Here is a 17,261-nt window from a genome sequence, read left to right on the forward strand (position 1 = left end):
GGCAGAGGAATGCAGTCACAGAATCGAATCGCTTTTAAAGAATGGGGAGCTGTCTGCGCTGCGCTGGAGCAGGGGACTCAATCGGTGATTGTTCGGAAAGGGGGCATTCACGAAGGAGAAGCCGGCTTCCGTGTGGAACACGATGAGTTCTGGATGTTTCCCACACGCTTTCACCAGGGGGCAGAACAACTGCAGCCTGGAAAAAGCAGTCTGTTAAATCACCCTTTGGCGCAGGAGCCTGCTTCCGGGAAGTTGAATCTGGCCCTCTATTCTGTCGTCGAAGCGGTTCTGGAACTCAAAGATCCGTCGCAGCTCACATTTCTGCAGAAGTTGCAGGTATTGAACGAAGAGACAATCCAGCAGCGGTTTGAATACAAAAATCCGGGGCTGTTTGTTTTACTGGTTCGCATCTTTCGTCTGGAGCATCCTTTCGAAGTGGATCAGGAATCCCGTTATGCGGGCTGTCATTCCTGGGTGGAGCTTTCACAGTACTTTGACACAATTAATCTGAAGCCGGTCCTTAATCCAGAACAGTTTCTGGAAGCACAACAGGCGTTTCAGGAAATCGTAGCAAGATCGCAATAAACTCAGTTTGTAAATGAACACAGCCCGGATCCAGAGAGCCGGGCTGTGTACTGTATGAAGCAGCGTAATTAAGCTTTAAAGATTTTCTCCCGACCGGAAGTTACATTTTTGGTCGCATTGCGGGTATCAAGAATCATCTTGCTGTGCTTGACGATAAAGTCGTAATCGTAAGCCGAATGATCGGTGGCTATCAGCACGCAATCCTGTGCCGCCAGATACTCGGGTGTTAATTCCTGGCTTTCCATTGCGGGGACATTGTGATGTCGCATCTTGGGAAGTTTTGGAATATGAGGGTCGTTATAAGTGAAATCGACACCCCGTTCCAGCAGCAGATCGAGCAAGTGGAAAGAAGGACTTTCACGCGGGTCATCGACATCTTTTTTATAGGCCACACCCAGCATGCAGATTTTGCTGCCTTTGAGTGGTTTGGCATGCTGATTGAGAAATTCGGAGAGCCTGTCAATCACGTATCGTGGCATGCGGGTATTGACTTCCCCGGCCAGTTCGATGAAGCGGGTCGTCTGCCCTTCCTTGCGTGCCAGCCAGCTCAGGTAAAACGGGTCAATGGGGATACAGTGACCGCCCAGACCAGGGCCCGGGTAAAAGGCCTGAAAACCAAAGGGCTTCGTTTTCGCGGCATCGATGACTTCCCAGACATCAATATTCATGCGGTCAAATAGTGTTTTGAGTTCATTGACCATCGCAATATTCACGGCGCGATAGGTGTTTTCCAGAATCTTACAGGCTTCGGCAATTTCTACGGAGGAAACCTGAATGACATTGACGACAGCATGTTCATATAACGCGGCGGCAATTCGCAGGCTGTTGTCATCGATCCCGCCAACCACTTTGGGAATTCCAGCGGCAGAGAAATCCGGATTACCGGGATCTTCCCGTTCCGGGCTGTAAGCAAGAAAGTAGTCTTCACCCACTTTGAGCCCCGTCGCTTCCAAAATAGGAAGCAGGACATCGCGGGTTGTTGTCGGGTAAGTGGTACTTTCGAGGACGACCAGTTGTCCGGGACGCAGACTGGCGGCGATCGCCTCTGTGGTTTTTTCAACATAACTCAGGTCAGGGTCACGGCTCGTTGTTAGAGGAGTAGGGACACAGATCAGCAGGGCATCTGCTTCTTTCATCCGTGAAGCTTCAGCGGTCGCCTCGAACTGCTTTTTCTCAAGCCAGTTTGTGACTGTTTTTGAGGGAATGTGCTGAATATAACTTTTACCAGCCTGCAGCTGTTCAACTTTGTTTTGATCTACATCAAAACCCATGGTTTTGAAACCACTGTTTACAAAAGCGTCAATCAGAGGGAGCCCGACATAGCCTAAGCCAATAATTCCAATGGTTGCCGTTTTGTCTTTAATCGCCTGCTCAAGCTGATTTGCCATCTAAATACCGTCCTTGTTTAGTCCTAAATGCAGGGAAATGATACAGCTGAAGTCGCCGGATCATATCACTCGAACTTATTTCCTGCAAGCATTTTAGCGGTAAGACTCCATTCACGGCGGAGACCGGTTTTTCTACTAAACAAGTGTTCGAAACCGGCTCTGCCAGTGCTGGGATACCCTCTGTATTACAACAGTCCTGTATGCCGCAGGAGTGGTTCAGGACTGGGTTCCCGACCACGGAACTCTTTAAACAGATCCATGGGGTGGCGACTGCCTCCCATAGCGAGGATTGTGTCGCGGAATCGTCGTCCGGTCGCTTCGACGGCCTGCTCATCGTCGAGTCCTGCCTCTTCAAACGCGCTGAACGCGTCAGCACTGAGAACTTCGGCCCATTTATAACTGAAGTAACCGGCGGCATATCCCCCTGCAAAGATATGCTGAAACGAGCATAAAAACCGATCCTCGGGCAGCATCGGCAGAACCGAAGTGCTCTGACTGATTTCGCGCTGGACGTCGAAGACGGATTCACTGCCATCGGGGTCAAATTCACTATGAAGTTTTAAATCGACGACACCAAACTGAATCTGACGCAGCATTTGAGTGCCCGCCTGGAAGTTGCGTGCGGCTTTGATTTTTTCAAACAGTTCATCGGGGAGTGTTTCACCCGTTTCGAAATGTTTAGCCATCCCCAGTAGTGTGGGTTTGTGATAGCACCAGTTTTCCATAAACTGGCTGGCCAGTTCGACGGCATCCCATTCCACGCCATTGATGCCGGCAGCATCTGCTTCATTAATCGTCGTCAGCATATGCTGCAGACCATGACCGAATTCATGGAACAGTGTTTCCACTTCTCGAAATGTCATCAGTGAGGGTTTTGAACCTACCGGCGGCGTAGAATTGCACACCAGGTGCGCGACCGGAAGCTGTACTGTTCCGTTCACAATTTTGCGACCCAGGCAGTCGTCCATCCAGGCACCTCCCCGTTTGTCGGCAGGGCGGGCGTAGGGATCCAGGTAAAAACCGGCAATCGTTTCGCCGGACTCATTCGCGATGTTGAAATAACGGACATCCTTATTCCAGACAGGGATATCATCCGTGACCTGGGTGACTGTGATTCCAAAGATACGATTGACCAGTTGAAACAGACCATCCAGTACTTTTTCCAGCGAGAAATAAGGTCGTAACTCTTCATCAGTATAACTGAAACGCTGTTCCCGCAGACGTTCTGACCAGAAGGCGAAGTCCCATTGGATAATAGGTTCTGTTTCGCCTTGTGCAGATGCAAACTCCTGCAGATCTTTCAAATCCTGTTGACCGTTTTCAAAGGAGGCAGTTCGCAGTCGTTCTTCCATCTCGAGAACGGCGTCGATGCTGGGCGCCATTTTTTCTGCCAGACTGACTTCGGCGAAGTTGGCATATCCCAGCAGATGCGCTTTCTCTTTGCGTAACTTGAGAATCTCCGGAATCAATGGTTCATTATTGATTTCACCCTCTGATGCACGCGTAATAAACGCACGATATACTTTTTCCCTTAATTCGCGATTGCGGCAGTGCTGCATAAAAGGACCGAAGCAGGGAAAGTCCAGACTGATGCGCCAGGGGCCTTCTTCCGGAGTTGCTTCGACTTCAGGTTTTTTCTCATCCCAGCTGTTGTAGGATTGTGCGGCCAACTGTTTAAGGCTGTCCGGGAAGCCAGCGACATCATCCGCGCTGGTAATGATCAGTGTGAAAGCTTTTGTAGCATCCAGCACGTTGTTGGCAAATTTCGTGGACAGGCTCGAAAGTTCTCTGGCAATTTCATTGAACCGGGTCAGTTGTTCGCCGGAGAGACCGATACCTGCCAGTTCCGCTGACAGGATCCGTTTCTCGATAATCCGCCTTTGTGCATCATTGAGCGAATTCCAGTTTTCACTGTCTCGCAAAGCGACTAATGCTTCGTAAATGGGCTTACTCTGCCTGGCACTTAATGAAAATGCAACAATGTCCGGTAAAACACTTTCGTAGGCTTCCCGGATTTCAGGAGTATTTTTCACGCCCAGCAGATGGCCCACAGAACCCCATGATCGTTCCCAGGGATAGTCCAGTTCTTCCAGAGGCTGCATTAAACCTTCCCAGGAGGGCTGCGCTTCCGCTTCGATTTTTTTCAGACCCGCTTCTGACTGCTCCAGAAGTGCTTTGACAGCTGGCTGAATATGTTGCGGTTCGATACGATCGAAACGTGGAAGTCCCTCTAATACCAGGAGGGGATTATCTGATAAACTCGATTGCTGATCCATTTGTGAAACTGTCCTTCCCGGGGGAATTGATAATATGCATAATTGAGAGGTTATTGATACAAAAACCGGCTCTGCAGCTGATGAGGCAGGTCATCATAAAATAAACAGGCTCTGATTTAAAAGGCATTCTTATGGATTCGGGAAATCGATACAATGCCTGAAATCAGTTTAACTCTTTTACAGGAAAGTTAGTACCGGAGAGCAGGTAATATGAAGCAGCTTTTCTCGGTCTGGACTGGACTGGCAGTGTTCGTTTTTCTCTCGTCTTTCTGTCGGTCTGAAGAGGCTGGTCCGTCATCAGATCAGAATCAAAACGAAAAATACACAGCGAAGGATTTAGTTATGAAGACCATGGGCGGACGGCAGTTCTGGGGGGATGTACAGTTTTTTCATGGCTGGAAGATTCAGCAGCATGTCATCAGTCAGCATTATCGTCTGCTGGATCCGAAAGACCAGAGACATGCCAGTGGCTCATTGGCAGTCTGTCAGCAGCGCCTCGAAGAGATTAAAGCAGCTGAACGGCTTCCGCCTATGCAGGGCAAAGCCGTAATTCTGATACATGGTATCATTCGCTCTTCCAAGTCATTTGTAAAAATGAAAGAGTCCTGTCAGCAGAAAAACTGGCTGGTGGTCCCCTTTGATTACCCGAGTACGCAGCGGACGATCCCCGAAAATGCGAGCTATCTGGGTCAGGTCATTCAATCACTCGAAGGTATTGAAGAGATTGATCTGGTGGTACACAGTATGGGAGGGCTGGTCGTGCGTTCGTGGCTGTCACAACAGGAGGTTGTCGACCCGCGCGTGAAACGCATGGTCATGCTGGGAGTCCCCAATCGGGGAGCCGATATGGCTGATCGCTTCCGCTCCAATTTACTGTTCAAAGCCATTTTTGGTCCCGCGGGTCAGCAACTGGTTACCGAAGTCAACAGCGATTTTATCAGCAACCTGCCCACCCCTCCGTTTTCTTTTGGAGTGGTCGCCGGGGGGCGAAATACTCTGAAAGGTTACAATCCGCTGATTCGTGGCGATAACGACGGCACCGTCGCCGTCAGCAGTACCCGTCTTCCGGGAGCCGATGATTTTATCATGTTACCGGTTCTGCATTCATTTATGATGAATGACCCGGAAACAATCGCCCATACGCTGCGGTTCCTGGAGACGGGGGTCTTTCGTGAATCAGGAAAACCGCAACCGATTCCTGTACCTCAGACAGTAACAGTGCCATAATTGTCAGCTGGAATTGAGAGATCAGTTTTATCGTTTCAAGTCATAATTGTACCCGTCTGAATGAAATGAGCGTTTAGTATGGACCGTGATCAGCGACATCTGCAGTTGCTTTCAAAGCTACAGATCATTTATGGAATACTGAATATTTTTGTGACACTGATTTTATATTGGGTCGTGAAGGACCTGTCAGACGCAACCCGCGATTACCTGGGGCGGACTCGACCTGAGTTAGAAGTTTCCCTGATGATCGGCTTCGGGGTTATCTTTTACCTGATTGGTTTCGCGATCCTGTTTTGTATCATTCTGGCTGGTCAGTCGCTGGCACGTTATGAAAACTATCGGTTCTGTCTGATCGTTGCCATTTGTGAATGTCCTATCTTTCCGTTTGGTACCATGTTGGGTATCGCCACGATTGTGGTTCTGCTGCGAGATTCGGTGAAACAGTTATTTCTGAAAAACAGCCAGAAAAGTCAGCCCGTCGATTAACAGGTTCTGCGAATACACTTCTCTACAGTTCTCACTCAAAGTTTCCGTTTTCATGTCTGATCCATCAGCTGACTCTAAAAAAAAATCTGGTTCTGCGCTGATCTGGAAACTGACGAAATGGGGATTACTGGCGCTGGTACTCTACTTTGTCTGGAAGCAGGGGGCACAGCTTTACGAGCAGCAGCAGGAAGCAATCACAGAAATTCAAATCAGCCCCGTCTGGCTGATTTTGTCAGGAATCTGCTATTTCATAGCCTGGTTACCTTCCGTCTGGTTCTGGCAGCAACTGATGCTTGCCTCCGGGGAAAAAGTCGATTTCTGGCCGACAGCGCGTGCCTATTATTGTGGTCATCTGGGAAAGTACATTCCCGGCAAAGTGACCGTCCTTTTAATTCGTGCTACGCTGCTTAAGGAATATGGCGTGCGTGTTTCGGTAGCCGCTGTGACAGCCGCGTATGAAACGCTGGCAGTCATGGGAGTCGGACTGGTCCTGTTTCTGGCATTGATCCCGTTTGTGATCGACGTCGATCAACTGGATGACTGGCCGGCGTGGGTTCAGTATCTTCAAGCACACCCTTTCCTTGTCCCGACTTTGATTCTGGTTGTTCTCTTTATCTCCCTGCCTCTGGTGGCACGACTGTTAAATTTATTTTCGAAAAAGTTCTCCCGATCCAATGTGGAAGCAACAGCCGAAGAACCACAGCCGGAGTTTTCCCTGCGACTGTTATATGCAGGCGTGTTGATGTTCCTGCTCAGCTGGAGCCTGCATGGTTTGAGCCTGGGACTGACACTGGCCTCAATCAGCGATCAAGGCCTGGTCTGGCAGGAATGGCCGCGCTGGATCGCTGCGGTGTCGGCTGCGTATGCGCTGGGCTTTCTGGCCTTGTTTGCTCCTGCAGGTCTGGGGGTAAGGGAAGGGTTAATCTCGGCAATCCTTGCCGGTTCTCCGTTAATTGGAGATATAAATGCGTTTGTTGCCGCGATATTAGTACGAATCGTTTCTTTTGCTAGTGAATTACTGTCTGCCTTTGTTTTATACTATAGTATTGGAAGTCAAGCTTCGACCGACACTGGATCGGTGCAGAACCAGCCAGCTTCCGATACAAATGAAATTGTGTAGAAAATAAAACGAGCGAAAGGTATTTGTTGTGCTCTCGATTATGATTCCTGTCTTAAATGAATCCGAAAGTCTGCCACAGTTGTATCAGGAGATCTGTGACACGAGTCAGCAGCATAATATTGATCTCGAAGTCATTTTTATCGACGATGGTTCCTCTGACCGTTCCTGGGAAATTATCTCCGGGCTGGCTGCGAAGGATGGCCGGGTATCCGGGATCCGCTTTCGTCGCAACTTTGCCAAAGCAGCCGCTCTGACGGCTGGTATGCGGGCTGCCCGTGGGTCTGTCATTATGATGATGGACGCCGACCTGCAGGATAACCCGAAAGAGATTCCCCGCTTTCTGGAGAAACTCAACGAAGGTTACGATGTCGTCAATGGCTGGAAAGAACGCCGCCTCGACCCCTGGCATAAAGTCTACCCGAGCAAAGTCTTTAACTGGATGATCGCTAAACTGACCGGGCTCCAACTGCACGATCACAACTGCGGCTTCAAATTATTTCGGAAAGAAGTCGCCGCGGAAATTCGTATCTATGGGGAATTGCATCGCTTCATTCCTGTGCTTGCAGACGCCCGCGGCTTTAAAGTGACCGAGATTCCGGTACATCACCGCGAGCGGCAGCACGGTCATTCCAAGTACGGAGTCCGCCGGTTCCTGAGAGGCTTTCTTGATCTGTTGACGGTCCGGTTTTTAACAGGTTACGGCCAACGACCACAACACATGCTGGGGGCTATTGGTCTGGGATTTCTTTCGATTGGATTTCTCGGACTGGGATATCTGGGTTTCATCTGGATTTTGACAAACGTGTTTGGTATGGGATTCGGGCCGATCGGAAGTCGCCCTCTGTTAGCCTATTCGATTGCAGCGACTTTTCTAGGCGGTCAGGCAATCAGCCTGGGGCTGCTGGCAGAATTGATTGTCGCTTACACGGGCCGTCATCAGGATTCTTACAGTATTTCTGAACGCACTGATACAGCAACTCAGAATGAACAGGAAATTATCATCTGAAGATGTTTGGTGTTCAGGAAGTATTAAGGTCGATCCTGTTTCTTGATCTGGAAATGAAGCCATAGATGAAAATTACGTTTCTGGGAGCTGCTGGAGAAGTCACGGGCAGCCAGCATTTAATCGAAACTGACTCTCGCCGCATTTTGCTGGACTGTGGACTGTTCCAGGGGCACAGGCAGGAATCGTACCTGAAAAACAGTCGCTTCGCTTATCCCCCCGAATCACTGGACGCGGTGTTTCTTTCGCATGGTCATATGGATCACTGCGGGAATTTGCCACGATTGTTCAATAAAGGATTTCGAGGACCAGTCTTCTGCACTTCGGCCACAGCGGATATCGCTGAGATAATGCTGAAGGACAGCGCGCGGATTCAGGAAGAAGATGCGCGTTATCTTGCCCGAAAACTGACAGACAAGCATCCTCCCATCGAACCACTCTACTCTGAAGATGATGTCACAGCAGTCGCGAAACAGTTCGAGCGTCTGGAGTACCAGGAATGGCATGAACTGGGCGATGACCTCAAGGTACGTTTCCTGGATGCCGGTCATATTCTGGGCTCTGCCATCATTGAACTGAAAATCAAAGATCAACGCGAGTGGCGGCACCTGGTTTTTACTGGTGACCTGGGGCGACGTGATTTACCTTTACTGCGGGACCCGGAATTGATTGAGGGGTGTGAAGTCCTGATTTCCGAGAGTACGTATGGGAATCGGGTTCATGAAAAAGCCTCGGACGTCAAAGAAGAGCTGTTCCAGATACTGGATGAAGCGTATCGTCTGGAAGGACGTGTGATCATTCCTGCGTTCAGTCTCGGGCGGACGCAGCAGATCATATATTACCTGAATGATCTCTATAATGAAAAACGTCTGCCTCATATTCCCATTTTTGTAGACAGTCCCCTGTCGACGCGACTGGTCTCCGTGTTCCGTGCTCACCTTCAGGATATGGATGATAATGTACGGGAAGTGATCTCAACAGACCGGGATCCATTCGGTTTTTCTCTGCTGGATTATGTTTCCTCGCGTGAAGAAAGTATTGCGCTCAATAAACGTAAAGGAGCATTCGTCGTCATTGCCGGGAGCGGGATGTGTGAAAATGGCCGCGTACGACATCATCTGAAAAATGGTATCTCTAATGTGGAAAATACCGTGGTGCTCATGGGCTATCAGGCCGCGCATACCTTAGGTCGGCGTCTTCAGAATAAAGACCCGAAGGTCAAAATCTTCGATCGTTATTACGAAGTCAAAGCCAAAGTGGTTCAGTTGAGTGGTCTGTCCGGGCATGCGGATGTCGAGGATTTTAAGTGGTGGTATGAAGAATCGGCAAAGCGAGGCAATATTGGACAGGTCTTTCTGGTGCACGGTGAACCGGAATCGGCGACTGCCCTGGCTGCATTAATCAGAGATCAGTGTGATGAGGACCCCATCATCCCCCAGTATCATGAATCTTTTGAAGTGTAGTACTATAGATGACGAAATCGATTACACATCCCGATCACAGTCTGCCGGCATTGGGTATCAGGCAGCCCTGGGCAGAGTTGATTCTGCGTGGCGAAAAGACGATTGAAATTCGCTCCAGCCAGACGAAAATTCGCGGAACGATTTATGTCTATGCGTCTAAGAAACTGGCGACCACACCACATGCTGTGAAAGCAGCATCGAAGGCAGGCATCGACGTAAACACGCTACCGACAGGAACTCTGGTTGGTACGGTAGAAATCGTGGATTCGTTTCCCGCCACGGAAAAGCATGCTGCCGCAGCCGGGGTACCCGCTGAACTGCTCGCAGGGAAATATGGCTGGAAGCTCGCGAATCCCAGGCGACTTAAGAAACGGATCGTTCCTGAATACCTGCCATACGGCGTCTGGTTTTACCCGTTTGTCCGCAAGAATCCCGGCACGAGAAAGAAACAATAAACATCAGCCTCGGGTTGCTGCGGCCATCTGTCCCGCATACTCGCCAATACCGGCGATAATGTCTTCGCGCTTCTGGCTTTCATCCGAAAATGCAGCGAACTGTTTCACGATGGCTGAACCGATAATAAATCCATCGGCTTTTCCGCGGAGCGTATTAACGTGCTCCGGATTACTGATACCAAAGCCCACTGCTAAAGGCAGGTCTGTCAGCTCTCGTAATGCTTCGAGATGAGCGGTCAGTTCTGGCGGCAGTTCATCACGCACGCCGGTAGTACCAGCCACTGAAATACAATAAATAAAACCACTGGCGGACTGCACGATGCGTCTGGTTCGTCCCTCCGGAGTCAGAGGAGAAACAAGTTGCACCAGATCCAGTTCAGAAGCTTTAACCTGCTGAGCAAAATCCGACGCTTCATCACCGGGTAGATCGGGAACAATCAGTCCGGAAAAGCCGGCTTCTGCCGCTTCCTTCAAAAACTTTTCTGCACCATAGCGAAAGATGATCGCATACGAAACCATGGCAACCAGAGGTGGCAGGTTGACGGTTTTGTCTGCAGACAGAGTTTTCAGACTTTCAAACAGATCGTGAACGTGAAACTTATTGTTGAGTGCGCGAGTATATGACTCCTGAATGACCGGGCCATCGGCAATCGGGTCACTGTAAGGAAAACCGACTTCAACCAGGTCGACGCCTTGTGCCGCCAGTTCCTTGAGGACATCAACGGTTGTTTCCAGATCTGGGTCACCAGCAGTGATAAAGGGCATGAATGCCATACGGTTTTCAGATTTGACCTGGGCAAATTTTTCTGAGATGGATGTTGTCACGATTCGCGGTACTACTTTATGAAAATGATCAGGATATTGGTGCAGGGGGCAGGGGGAACAGCGCGACTAGATTTCTCGACCTAACAGGCGGGCCACTTCGTTCACATCTTTATCACCTCTCCCGGATAAACAGACGACAATCGTTTTGTCGGGGCCGGATTCCCGGGCCGCTTTTATCGCGTAGGCGATGGCATGCGATGATTCAATCGCGGGAATAATCCCCTCCAGTTTTGCCATGGTCTGGAAGCCTTCCAGGGCTTCATCGTCAGTGATGGCGGTATAGTTGACGCGACCCGAGTCTTTCCAATAGCTGTGTTCAGGGCCGACACCAGGATAGTCCAGTCCTGCAGAGATCGAATGGACGTCCATTGTCTGGCCATCATCGTCCTGAAGTACATAGCCAAAACTTCCATGCAGCACGCCCTTGGCGCCATAGCTGAGTGTGCTGGCATGCTCGCCTGGTTCAGGACCTCTCCCGCCGGCTTCCACGCCGGTCAGCTTGACCGATTCATCGTCGATAAATGGATAGAACATTCCTGCGGAATTCGAACCTCCGCCGACACAGGCAATGACCTGATCAGGCAGTCGCCCCGTCTGTTCCAGGCATTGTGCCCGGGATTCTTTTCCGATGACAGACTGAAAATCCCGGACCATCATCGGGAAGGGATGAGGGCCAATAACAGATCCGATGATATAATGAGTGGTTTCAACGCTCGACATCCAGTCGCGCATCGCTTCATTGACGGCGTCTCGAAGTGTGCGTGACCCACTGGTGACTGCACGAACTTCTGCCCCCATCATTTTCATGTTGAAGACATTCAACTTTTGACGACGGATGTCTTCTTCACCCATGTAGACAATACATTCAAGTCCGAAGCGGGCACAGGCGACAGCAGAAGCAACTCCGTGCTGGCCGGCTCCAGTTTCGGCAATCACCCGTTTTTTTCCCATTCGCATTGTCAGCAAAGCCTGGCCGATGGTGTTGTTGATTTTATGGGCGCCGGTGTGATTCAGGTCTTCCCGTTTAAAGAAGATTTTGCCGCCACCACAATACTCTGTCAGTCGTTCTGCAAAATACAGTGGATTGGGGCGTCCGACGTAGTTTTTCAGCAGATCATCCAGTTCTGCCTGAAACGAGGGATCCTGTCTGGCCTTCTCGTATTCCTGGGTCAACTCTTCGAGAGCATGCATCAGGGTTTCAGGGACAAAGCGTCGACCAAATTCTCCAAAACGACCTGATGCGTCAGGTACATTTGATAAATTCGTAGTCATAATTGGCTCAGATATACTAATGGTGGTTCAAAAAAATGTGGTAGTGACCCATTATTGAATTCCCGACGTCGATGGTCAATGCCCGCAAGTTGGACGCTTCGGAATCGATGAAGGTTCGGTCCGGAAATGCAGGAAATGTGGGTGACAACCTTGATATATGTACTTTGATATCATGAAGTTGTGTCGTTATAGTTGTGGAAGTGGAAGTGTCCAGTCAGAATTTTCTAGGTTTTTGCTCGTTTGTCAGATAGAATACGTGATGCGATTTGTGAGGCAGTCAGCTTCACATTCTGTATCAGAGGGGGGATTAGATATGAATATGACAGATGAAAAACTGGCGGAAGCCATCAATTGTGATTCGATTCACATCGATGAATTAGAACGGTTTTGTCTCCTGGAGAGCAAACCACGGGGTTATCAGAACCTGGATGACAGCGATATCATTATTCCCGATTTTCCCCGGGATCTTCGCGCTGCCCGTCGCGAAATCAACGACTTTGTGCCACCCGTCGGCTGAGTGTCTCGTTAGAGAACTTCATTCTGAAGCGGCGACCGGAAAGATTTGAGCTGTGATGAAATACAGCTCACCTTCACGCTCCACGATCAGCTCTGGTGCCCACTGTTCAATTTCTGTTCGCTTGTTTTCAGCCATCGACTCGAACTTCAGGTAACTGTATTTATTAGGCAGGGGCGGTTGCAGCACTCCTTCTTTCACCAGTTGTTGAAAACGCAGGGGAGTCACGTAGTCGGTGTAACCGTATGAGCCAGGGATACGATAACGCAGTATCTCCGCCCAGTTCACATATACATATGTGATATGCTCTGCTTTCAGTTTTGCTTCGATCTCGCGGGCGGGTTTCATCGACAGCTCTTTGTCGGGAAGTTCTGGATCGGGTTGTGCCGTCCATTGCTGGAAAATATCTTCATCGAAGACGGTATTGTAAATCACGGGAAAGTTGGCGTTGAAAACCTTCGCTTCACCCACAAACAGCACAACCTGATTGGGGTCGAGCTGCATCTTGTTCAACACTTCAATTTCCGGGGCCGTCAGATTGCCAGTAAAATTGCGGGCGTACGTGAAATCATCCAGGTAAGCATTATTGCCCCCCAGACCGCTGGTGATAATACACAGATTAAACAGTACGGCAAAAAACACCACAGCTGTTACACCCGTCCGCCAGAGCAGTTTCGAACTCCAGGTCGCACCAATGCCCGCCAGTACTGCGACCACTGGCAACATAGGTACCCAGAACCGGTCAATCCGGTGCGTCAGTAACCACCAGGAAAAGAAGAGAAAACCGATATAGATCCAGAGCCAGTGTATGAGACGCCGCTGTCGTTGGTTCAGAAATGCCAGCGGCGCCAGGCAGAACAGCAGGGGGCTGAGCCAGTCGCTGGTCATCGTGACATCCAGCAGGCTGTCTTTGAATTCTTTCAGGCCAATCGTTCTCATACCATGCCCGTTTTTCCACTTGGCGTTCAGTGCCTCGGTCAGGTCATATCCCCCGAAGACTGAATACAGCAGCGGATAAACCGGGTTGCCTGTTTCCACCAGGTTTTTGAGCAACCACGGACCAACCGTGATCAGGGTCCCTGCTGCGAACAGCATGCCCAGCTTGAAAGTCGCTGACCAGCGCAGGGACCTGTCTTCCTTGAGCAAAACCCAACTGAAGCCGAGCAGCGTCAGTCCGAGTGGAATCACAACTGAGAGGACGCCCGGATACTTGGTTGACATCGCAGAGCCCGCCAGCAGACCGGTGAGGAGCGTCCAACTCCAGAGCTCGCCCGGCAACCGGGATGTCCTGGCTGCGGAATCGTCTGCTGCGTCGTTTGAGTTCGCTTTCCATTTCTGCAAAACGGCAATCGTCAGGATCAGACTCACCAGGCTGGCCAGCAGATAAAAGGAGAGCGCTCCTTCGGTATAGGCAATGATTGACATCCGGTAAGTCCAGGGATTGGTCAGGAACACCGTGGCGGCAATCCAGCCGGCGGCCGAACCAAACCAGTGCCGCGCCATTGTGAAGATTCCCAGTGCGGTAAATATTGCGAAACTCATCAGTACGAGTTTGCCCGCCTGGGCTCCCGAGAACCAGTCCCCTTTGAGTGTCATCGACAGCAGGGTGAGCATCTCCGTCAGAAACGGAAAGCTGGTATACACGTTATGTGGCAGGAAGCCGATGTAGCCCTGCTGGTAATATTCTTTCGGCCCTCCGAAATGATATTCAAGCACATCATAATCAGTGGAAGGCAGCATGGATCCCAGAAACATGCTCATTACAAACGGGCTCATCAGCAGGCAGCAGCCCACACGGAACAGCATATCGAACGTGATCGATTTCGGCAGCGACAGCTTCAAAGAAACCAGCGATCCTGTTTTCTGTTTCGTTTCCTGAAGTGCCGACGCGATGCCGGCTGTCGCCATTGTAATCAGCACGGCATAACAGAGTCCTTGCGTGAGAATGCCCAGCAGCCCACCTCCCAGGGTCAGTAGAGAGACTAGCGAGATTCCCAGGCCAGAGGCGAAGACAGTTCGTTCGGCAGTGAAGGGATGCAACGGGATGCGGATCAACCGCGTCACAAGCTGCCCCAGTCCCCAGGCCCCCAGTAGTACAATTGCAGCAATGCCGATCAATGGTATCCGCTGTGGAAAATATGCCCATCCTGCCGGATGCGGGTTTTCTTCCGGGAGCGGGTCAATCAGGTCCAGTAACAGGAACGGGATCTCAGGGACAATATACCAGCGATCAATTTCCTGATTGTTGGTCAACGGAATCGTCAGGAATGCAATAAAAAACAGCAACACCCAAGCCAGTGCCCCGCTCAAAAACAGAGGGGAATCTTTCTCGAGGGATTCCATAGGACTGTCTGCCGCTGTTTTGTTCATAGGAAGAAATCAAAGCTTTAAGATGAGTGAAGGAGTCCGTTTGACGTGAAATTACGTACGCCGTTTCCAGTCAAATCCTAAGTCCAGTGATATCACAGAATGTGTGAGTGCACCCACGCTGATGCGTTCCACCCCGGTTTCTGCCACACTGCGGAGATTCTCAAGGGTGATCCCTCCGGATGCTTCCAGCAGTGTTGTCGGCGAACTGGAATTCCGCAACTCAATCGCCTGTTTCATGATCTCTGGTGACATGTTGTCGAGCAGTACGATCTCGGGTTTGGCCTGCAACGCATCCGCCAGTTGATCCAGTGTGTCCACTTCAACCTCGATAGGTTTCTGACCATCGACAGATTCGCGTGCCTGTTGAATCGCGGCGGCAATTGTCGGATGAGAAGTTCGTGAAGACCAGCCAGCCAGATGATTGTCTTTGATCAGAACCCCATCATACAGACCCATTCGATGATTTGTACCGCCGCCGGCTGCGACAGCATATTTTTCCAGCACACGCCACCCGGGGAGCGTTTTGCGTGTGTCCAGGATGGCTGCGTTCGTCCCGGCGATAGCTTTCACATAACGGGCGGTCAGCGAGGCGACTCCACACAGGTGTGTCAGAAAATTTAACACGGTCCGTTCGCCAATCAGAATTGAAGCGAGAGGACCGGCGCAAGTCGTAATGATTGAACCTGGTTCCAGTGTATCACCGTCTGACAGATGGTGTGTGCAGGCGACTGCAGGATCCAGTTCGCTGAAGATGAGTGATGTGATCGGAGAGCCGGCCAGGATACCCTGTTGCCGTGCGACGATCTGGATTTCTGCCTGATCTGACGGATCAATCAGTGCCTGGCAGGTCAGGTCACCTGTCTGCTGCAGATCTTCTTCCAGAGCGAGTTTGATCAGAGTCGTGGCTGCATTTTGCTGGAGCTCATCAAAGGGGACTGTCACTGTAATAATCGAGCTTTTCTGTTAAGAGTCACTGTCTGGTGAGTCTATTGCCACGTTTAAGGCTCAAGACTCACATAAAATTCAGACGAATAATATGAAATTAAGGCGTATAATGTCTATGGTCGTATCATACCAGTCTGCAGTCTGAGATGTAATCGGGAGAAGAGCATGATTATTGGAGTCCCTCGTGAAATTAAACAGGATGAGTATCGCGTCGCGCTGATTCCGGTGGGAGCCGAAGAATTGACTGCTGCCGGGCATACTGTGCTGATCGAACGAGGGGCTGGTCTGGGAAGCGGGATTCTAGATGAGCTCTACGAAGAGAACGGCGCCGAGATAGTAGAAACCGCTGAGGAACTGTTTGCCCGCGCGGATCTGGTGATCAAGGTCAAAGAGCCTCAGCCGGCGGAATGGGCTTTATTAAAACCAGGCCAGATTCTGTTTACCTATTTTCATTTTGCCGCGGATGAGAAATTGACACGTGGTTTTCTGGAGACAGGAGCCACTGCGGTTGCCTATGAGACGCTGGAAGGCCCGCATGGTCAACTCCCACTGCTGACACCGATGAGTGAAGTTGCGGGCCGAATGAGCATCCAGGAAGGGGCCAAATATCTGGAGCGCCCGCAGTTAGGTCGGGGAATTCTATTGGGAGGAGTTCCCGGCGTTCCCCCAGCGCACATTGTCATTCTGGGAGGGGGAGTGGTCGGGAAAAATGCCGCTCAAATTGCCGCAGGCTTTCAGGCAGATGTGGTGATTCTGGATATCAATGTTGACCGGCTTCGCTATCTTGAAGACATCATGCCCGCCAACGTGAATACACTCTACAGTGATCGACATAATATCCGGGCAGAACTCGAACTGGCAGACCTGGTGATTGGCGCGGTTTTGATTCCCGGTGCCCGCGCGCCGATACTGGTTCCCCGGTCGGCATTGAGTTCGATGAAACCCGGGGCTGTGTTGATTGATGTGGCTGTCGACCAGGGAGGCTGTATCGAAACCACAAGACCCACAACGCACTCCGATCCAACGTTTGTCGTCGATGGTGTTGTGCATTATTGTGTAGCCAACATGCCTGGTGCGGTTGGTCGCACGAGCACCTACGCCTTATGTAATGTGACGTTGCCGTATGCCCTCAAACTGGCCAATCAGGGATTGAATGCAGCCTGTGCACAGAACCATGGTCTGTTGACAGCAGTGAATGTCCATCAGGGGCAGGTGACCAATCGAGCTGTCGCTGAAACTTTCGGCATCGAATGGAAAGAGTTTCGTCCGTAAAAAAAGAGGTGAGAAACCGGTTGTCACCTCTTTATTTTAAATGGATCTTAAATCCGCTGG

At 50.6% G+C, this 17,261-nt stretch carries 15 protein-coding genes; 9 read left to right on the top strand and 6 right to left on the bottom strand.

Annotated features, from left to right (window positions below):
- Positions 1-9: 9 nt before the first annotated feature.
- On the top strand, positions 10-585 hold the full coding sequence (locus GmarT_RS03020; RefSeq protein WP_002644425.1) for a DUF1802 family protein: 576 nt from the start codon (positions 10-12) through the stop codon (positions 583-585).
- A 68-nt stretch (positions 586-653) separates the two neighbouring features.
- Here GmarT_RS03020 and GmarT_RS03025 read toward each other — a convergent pair whose 3' ends face one another.
- Both GmarT_RS03025 and GmarT_RS03030 read right to left on the bottom strand, forming a co-directional pair.
- Positions 654-1,973 carry a nucleotide sugar dehydrogenase gene (locus GmarT_RS03025; protein ID WP_002644423.1) on the bottom strand — a complete coding sequence of 440 codons (1,320 nt, stop codon included), beginning with the start codon at positions 1,971-1,973 and terminating at the stop codon, positions 654-656.
- A gap of 185 nt (positions 1,974-2,158) precedes the next feature.
- The gene (locus GmarT_RS03030) at positions 2,159-4,249 is read right to left on the bottom strand and encodes a M3 family metallopeptidase (RefSeq protein WP_002644422.1); all 2,091 of its coding nucleotides are present in this window, start codon (positions 4,247-4,249) and stop codon (positions 2,159-2,161) included.
- A 342-nt stretch (positions 4,250-4,591) separates the two neighbouring features.
- Here GmarT_RS03030 and GmarT_RS03035 point away from each other — a divergent pair, with 342 nt between their 5' ends.
- From GmarT_RS03035 to GmarT_RS03060, 6 genes are all read left to right on the top strand, one after another.
- The gene (locus tag GmarT_RS03035) at positions 4,592-5,476 is read left to right on the top strand and encodes an alpha/beta hydrolase (protein ID WP_157158905.1); all 885 of its coding nucleotides are present in this window, start codon (positions 4,592-4,594) and stop codon (positions 5,474-5,476) included.
- A 78-nt stretch (positions 5,477-5,554) separates the two neighbouring features.
- A complete protein-coding gene (locus GmarT_RS03040; RefSeq protein ID WP_002644420.1) occupies positions 5,555-5,962 on the top strand; it encodes a hypothetical protein in 408 nt (135 codons plus the stop codon).
- Positions 5,963-6,014: 52 nt separating this feature from the next.
- Positions 6,015-7,082: a lysylphosphatidylglycerol synthase transmembrane domain-containing protein gene (locus GmarT_RS03045; protein ID WP_002644419.1), complete on the top strand. Its 1,068-nt coding sequence runs from the start codon at positions 6,015-6,017 to the stop codon at positions 7,080-7,082.
- Positions 7,083-7,122: 40 nt separating this feature from the next.
- Positions 7,123-8,088: a glycosyltransferase family 2 protein gene (locus GmarT_RS03050; protein WP_002644418.1), complete on the top strand. Its 966-nt coding sequence runs from the start codon at positions 7,123-7,125 to the stop codon at positions 8,086-8,088.
- A gap of 65 nt (positions 8,089-8,153) precedes the next feature.
- A complete protein-coding gene (locus tag GmarT_RS03055) occupies positions 8,154-9,548 on the top strand; it encodes an MBL fold metallo-hydrolase RNA specificity domain-containing protein (protein ID WP_002644416.1) in 1,395 nt (464 codons plus the stop codon).
- Between the two features lie 8 nt (positions 9,549-9,556).
- Positions 9,557-10,003 (top strand): ASCH domain-containing protein, encoded by a 447-nt coding sequence (locus tag GmarT_RS03060; RefSeq protein WP_002644415.1) that lies wholly within the window; start codon positions 9,557-9,559, stop codon positions 10,001-10,003.
- Between the two features lie 3 nt (positions 10,004-10,006).
- Here GmarT_RS03060 and trpA read toward each other — a convergent pair whose 3' ends face one another.
- Both trpA and trpB read right to left on the bottom strand, forming a co-directional pair.
- Positions 10,007-10,828: a tryptophan synthase subunit alpha gene (gene trpA / locus GmarT_RS03065; protein WP_002644414.1), complete on the bottom strand. Its 822-nt coding sequence runs from the start codon at positions 10,826-10,828 to the stop codon at positions 10,007-10,009.
- Positions 10,829-10,894: 66 nt separating this feature from the next.
- On the bottom strand, positions 10,895-12,100 hold the full coding sequence (gene trpB, locus GmarT_RS03070) for a tryptophan synthase subunit beta (protein ID WP_081459385.1): 1,206 nt from the start codon (positions 12,098-12,100) through the stop codon (positions 10,895-10,897).
- 313 nt (positions 12,101-12,413) lie between these two features.
- On the opposite strand from trpB, the gene GmarT_RS03075 reads away from it, so the two are divergent.
- Positions 12,414-12,617: a hypothetical protein gene (locus GmarT_RS03075; RefSeq protein WP_002644412.1), complete on the top strand. Its 204-nt coding sequence runs from the start codon at positions 12,414-12,416 to the stop codon at positions 12,615-12,617.
- 18 nt (positions 12,618-12,635) lie between these two features.
- On the opposite strand, the gene GmarT_RS03080 is transcribed toward GmarT_RS03075, so the two are convergent.
- On the bottom strand, positions 12,636-14,957 hold the full coding sequence (locus GmarT_RS03080; RefSeq protein WP_002644411.1) for an ArnT family glycosyltransferase: 2,322 nt from the start codon (positions 14,955-14,957) through the stop codon (positions 12,636-12,638).
- A gap of 78 nt (positions 14,958-15,035) precedes the next feature.
- Complete coding sequence (nadC, locus tag GmarT_RS03085) at positions 15,036-15,926, bottom strand: carboxylating nicotinate-nucleotide diphosphorylase (RefSeq protein WP_002644410.1); 891 nt, start codon at positions 15,924-15,926, stop codon at positions 15,036-15,038.
- A gap of 168 nt (positions 15,927-16,094) precedes the next feature.
- Here nadC and ald point away from each other — a divergent pair, with 168 nt between their 5' ends.
- Positions 16,095-17,201 carry an alanine dehydrogenase gene (gene ald, locus GmarT_RS03090; protein WP_002644409.1) on the top strand — a complete coding sequence of 369 codons (1,107 nt, stop codon included), beginning with the start codon at positions 16,095-16,097 and terminating at the stop codon, positions 17,199-17,201.
- Positions 17,202-17,261 lie beyond the last annotated feature (60 nt).

It is taken from the genome of Gimesia maris (assembly GCF_008298035.1).
In the GTDB taxonomy this organism is placed as follows: Bacteria; Planctomycetota; Planctomycetia; order Planctomycetales; family Planctomycetaceae; genus Gimesia; species Gimesia maris.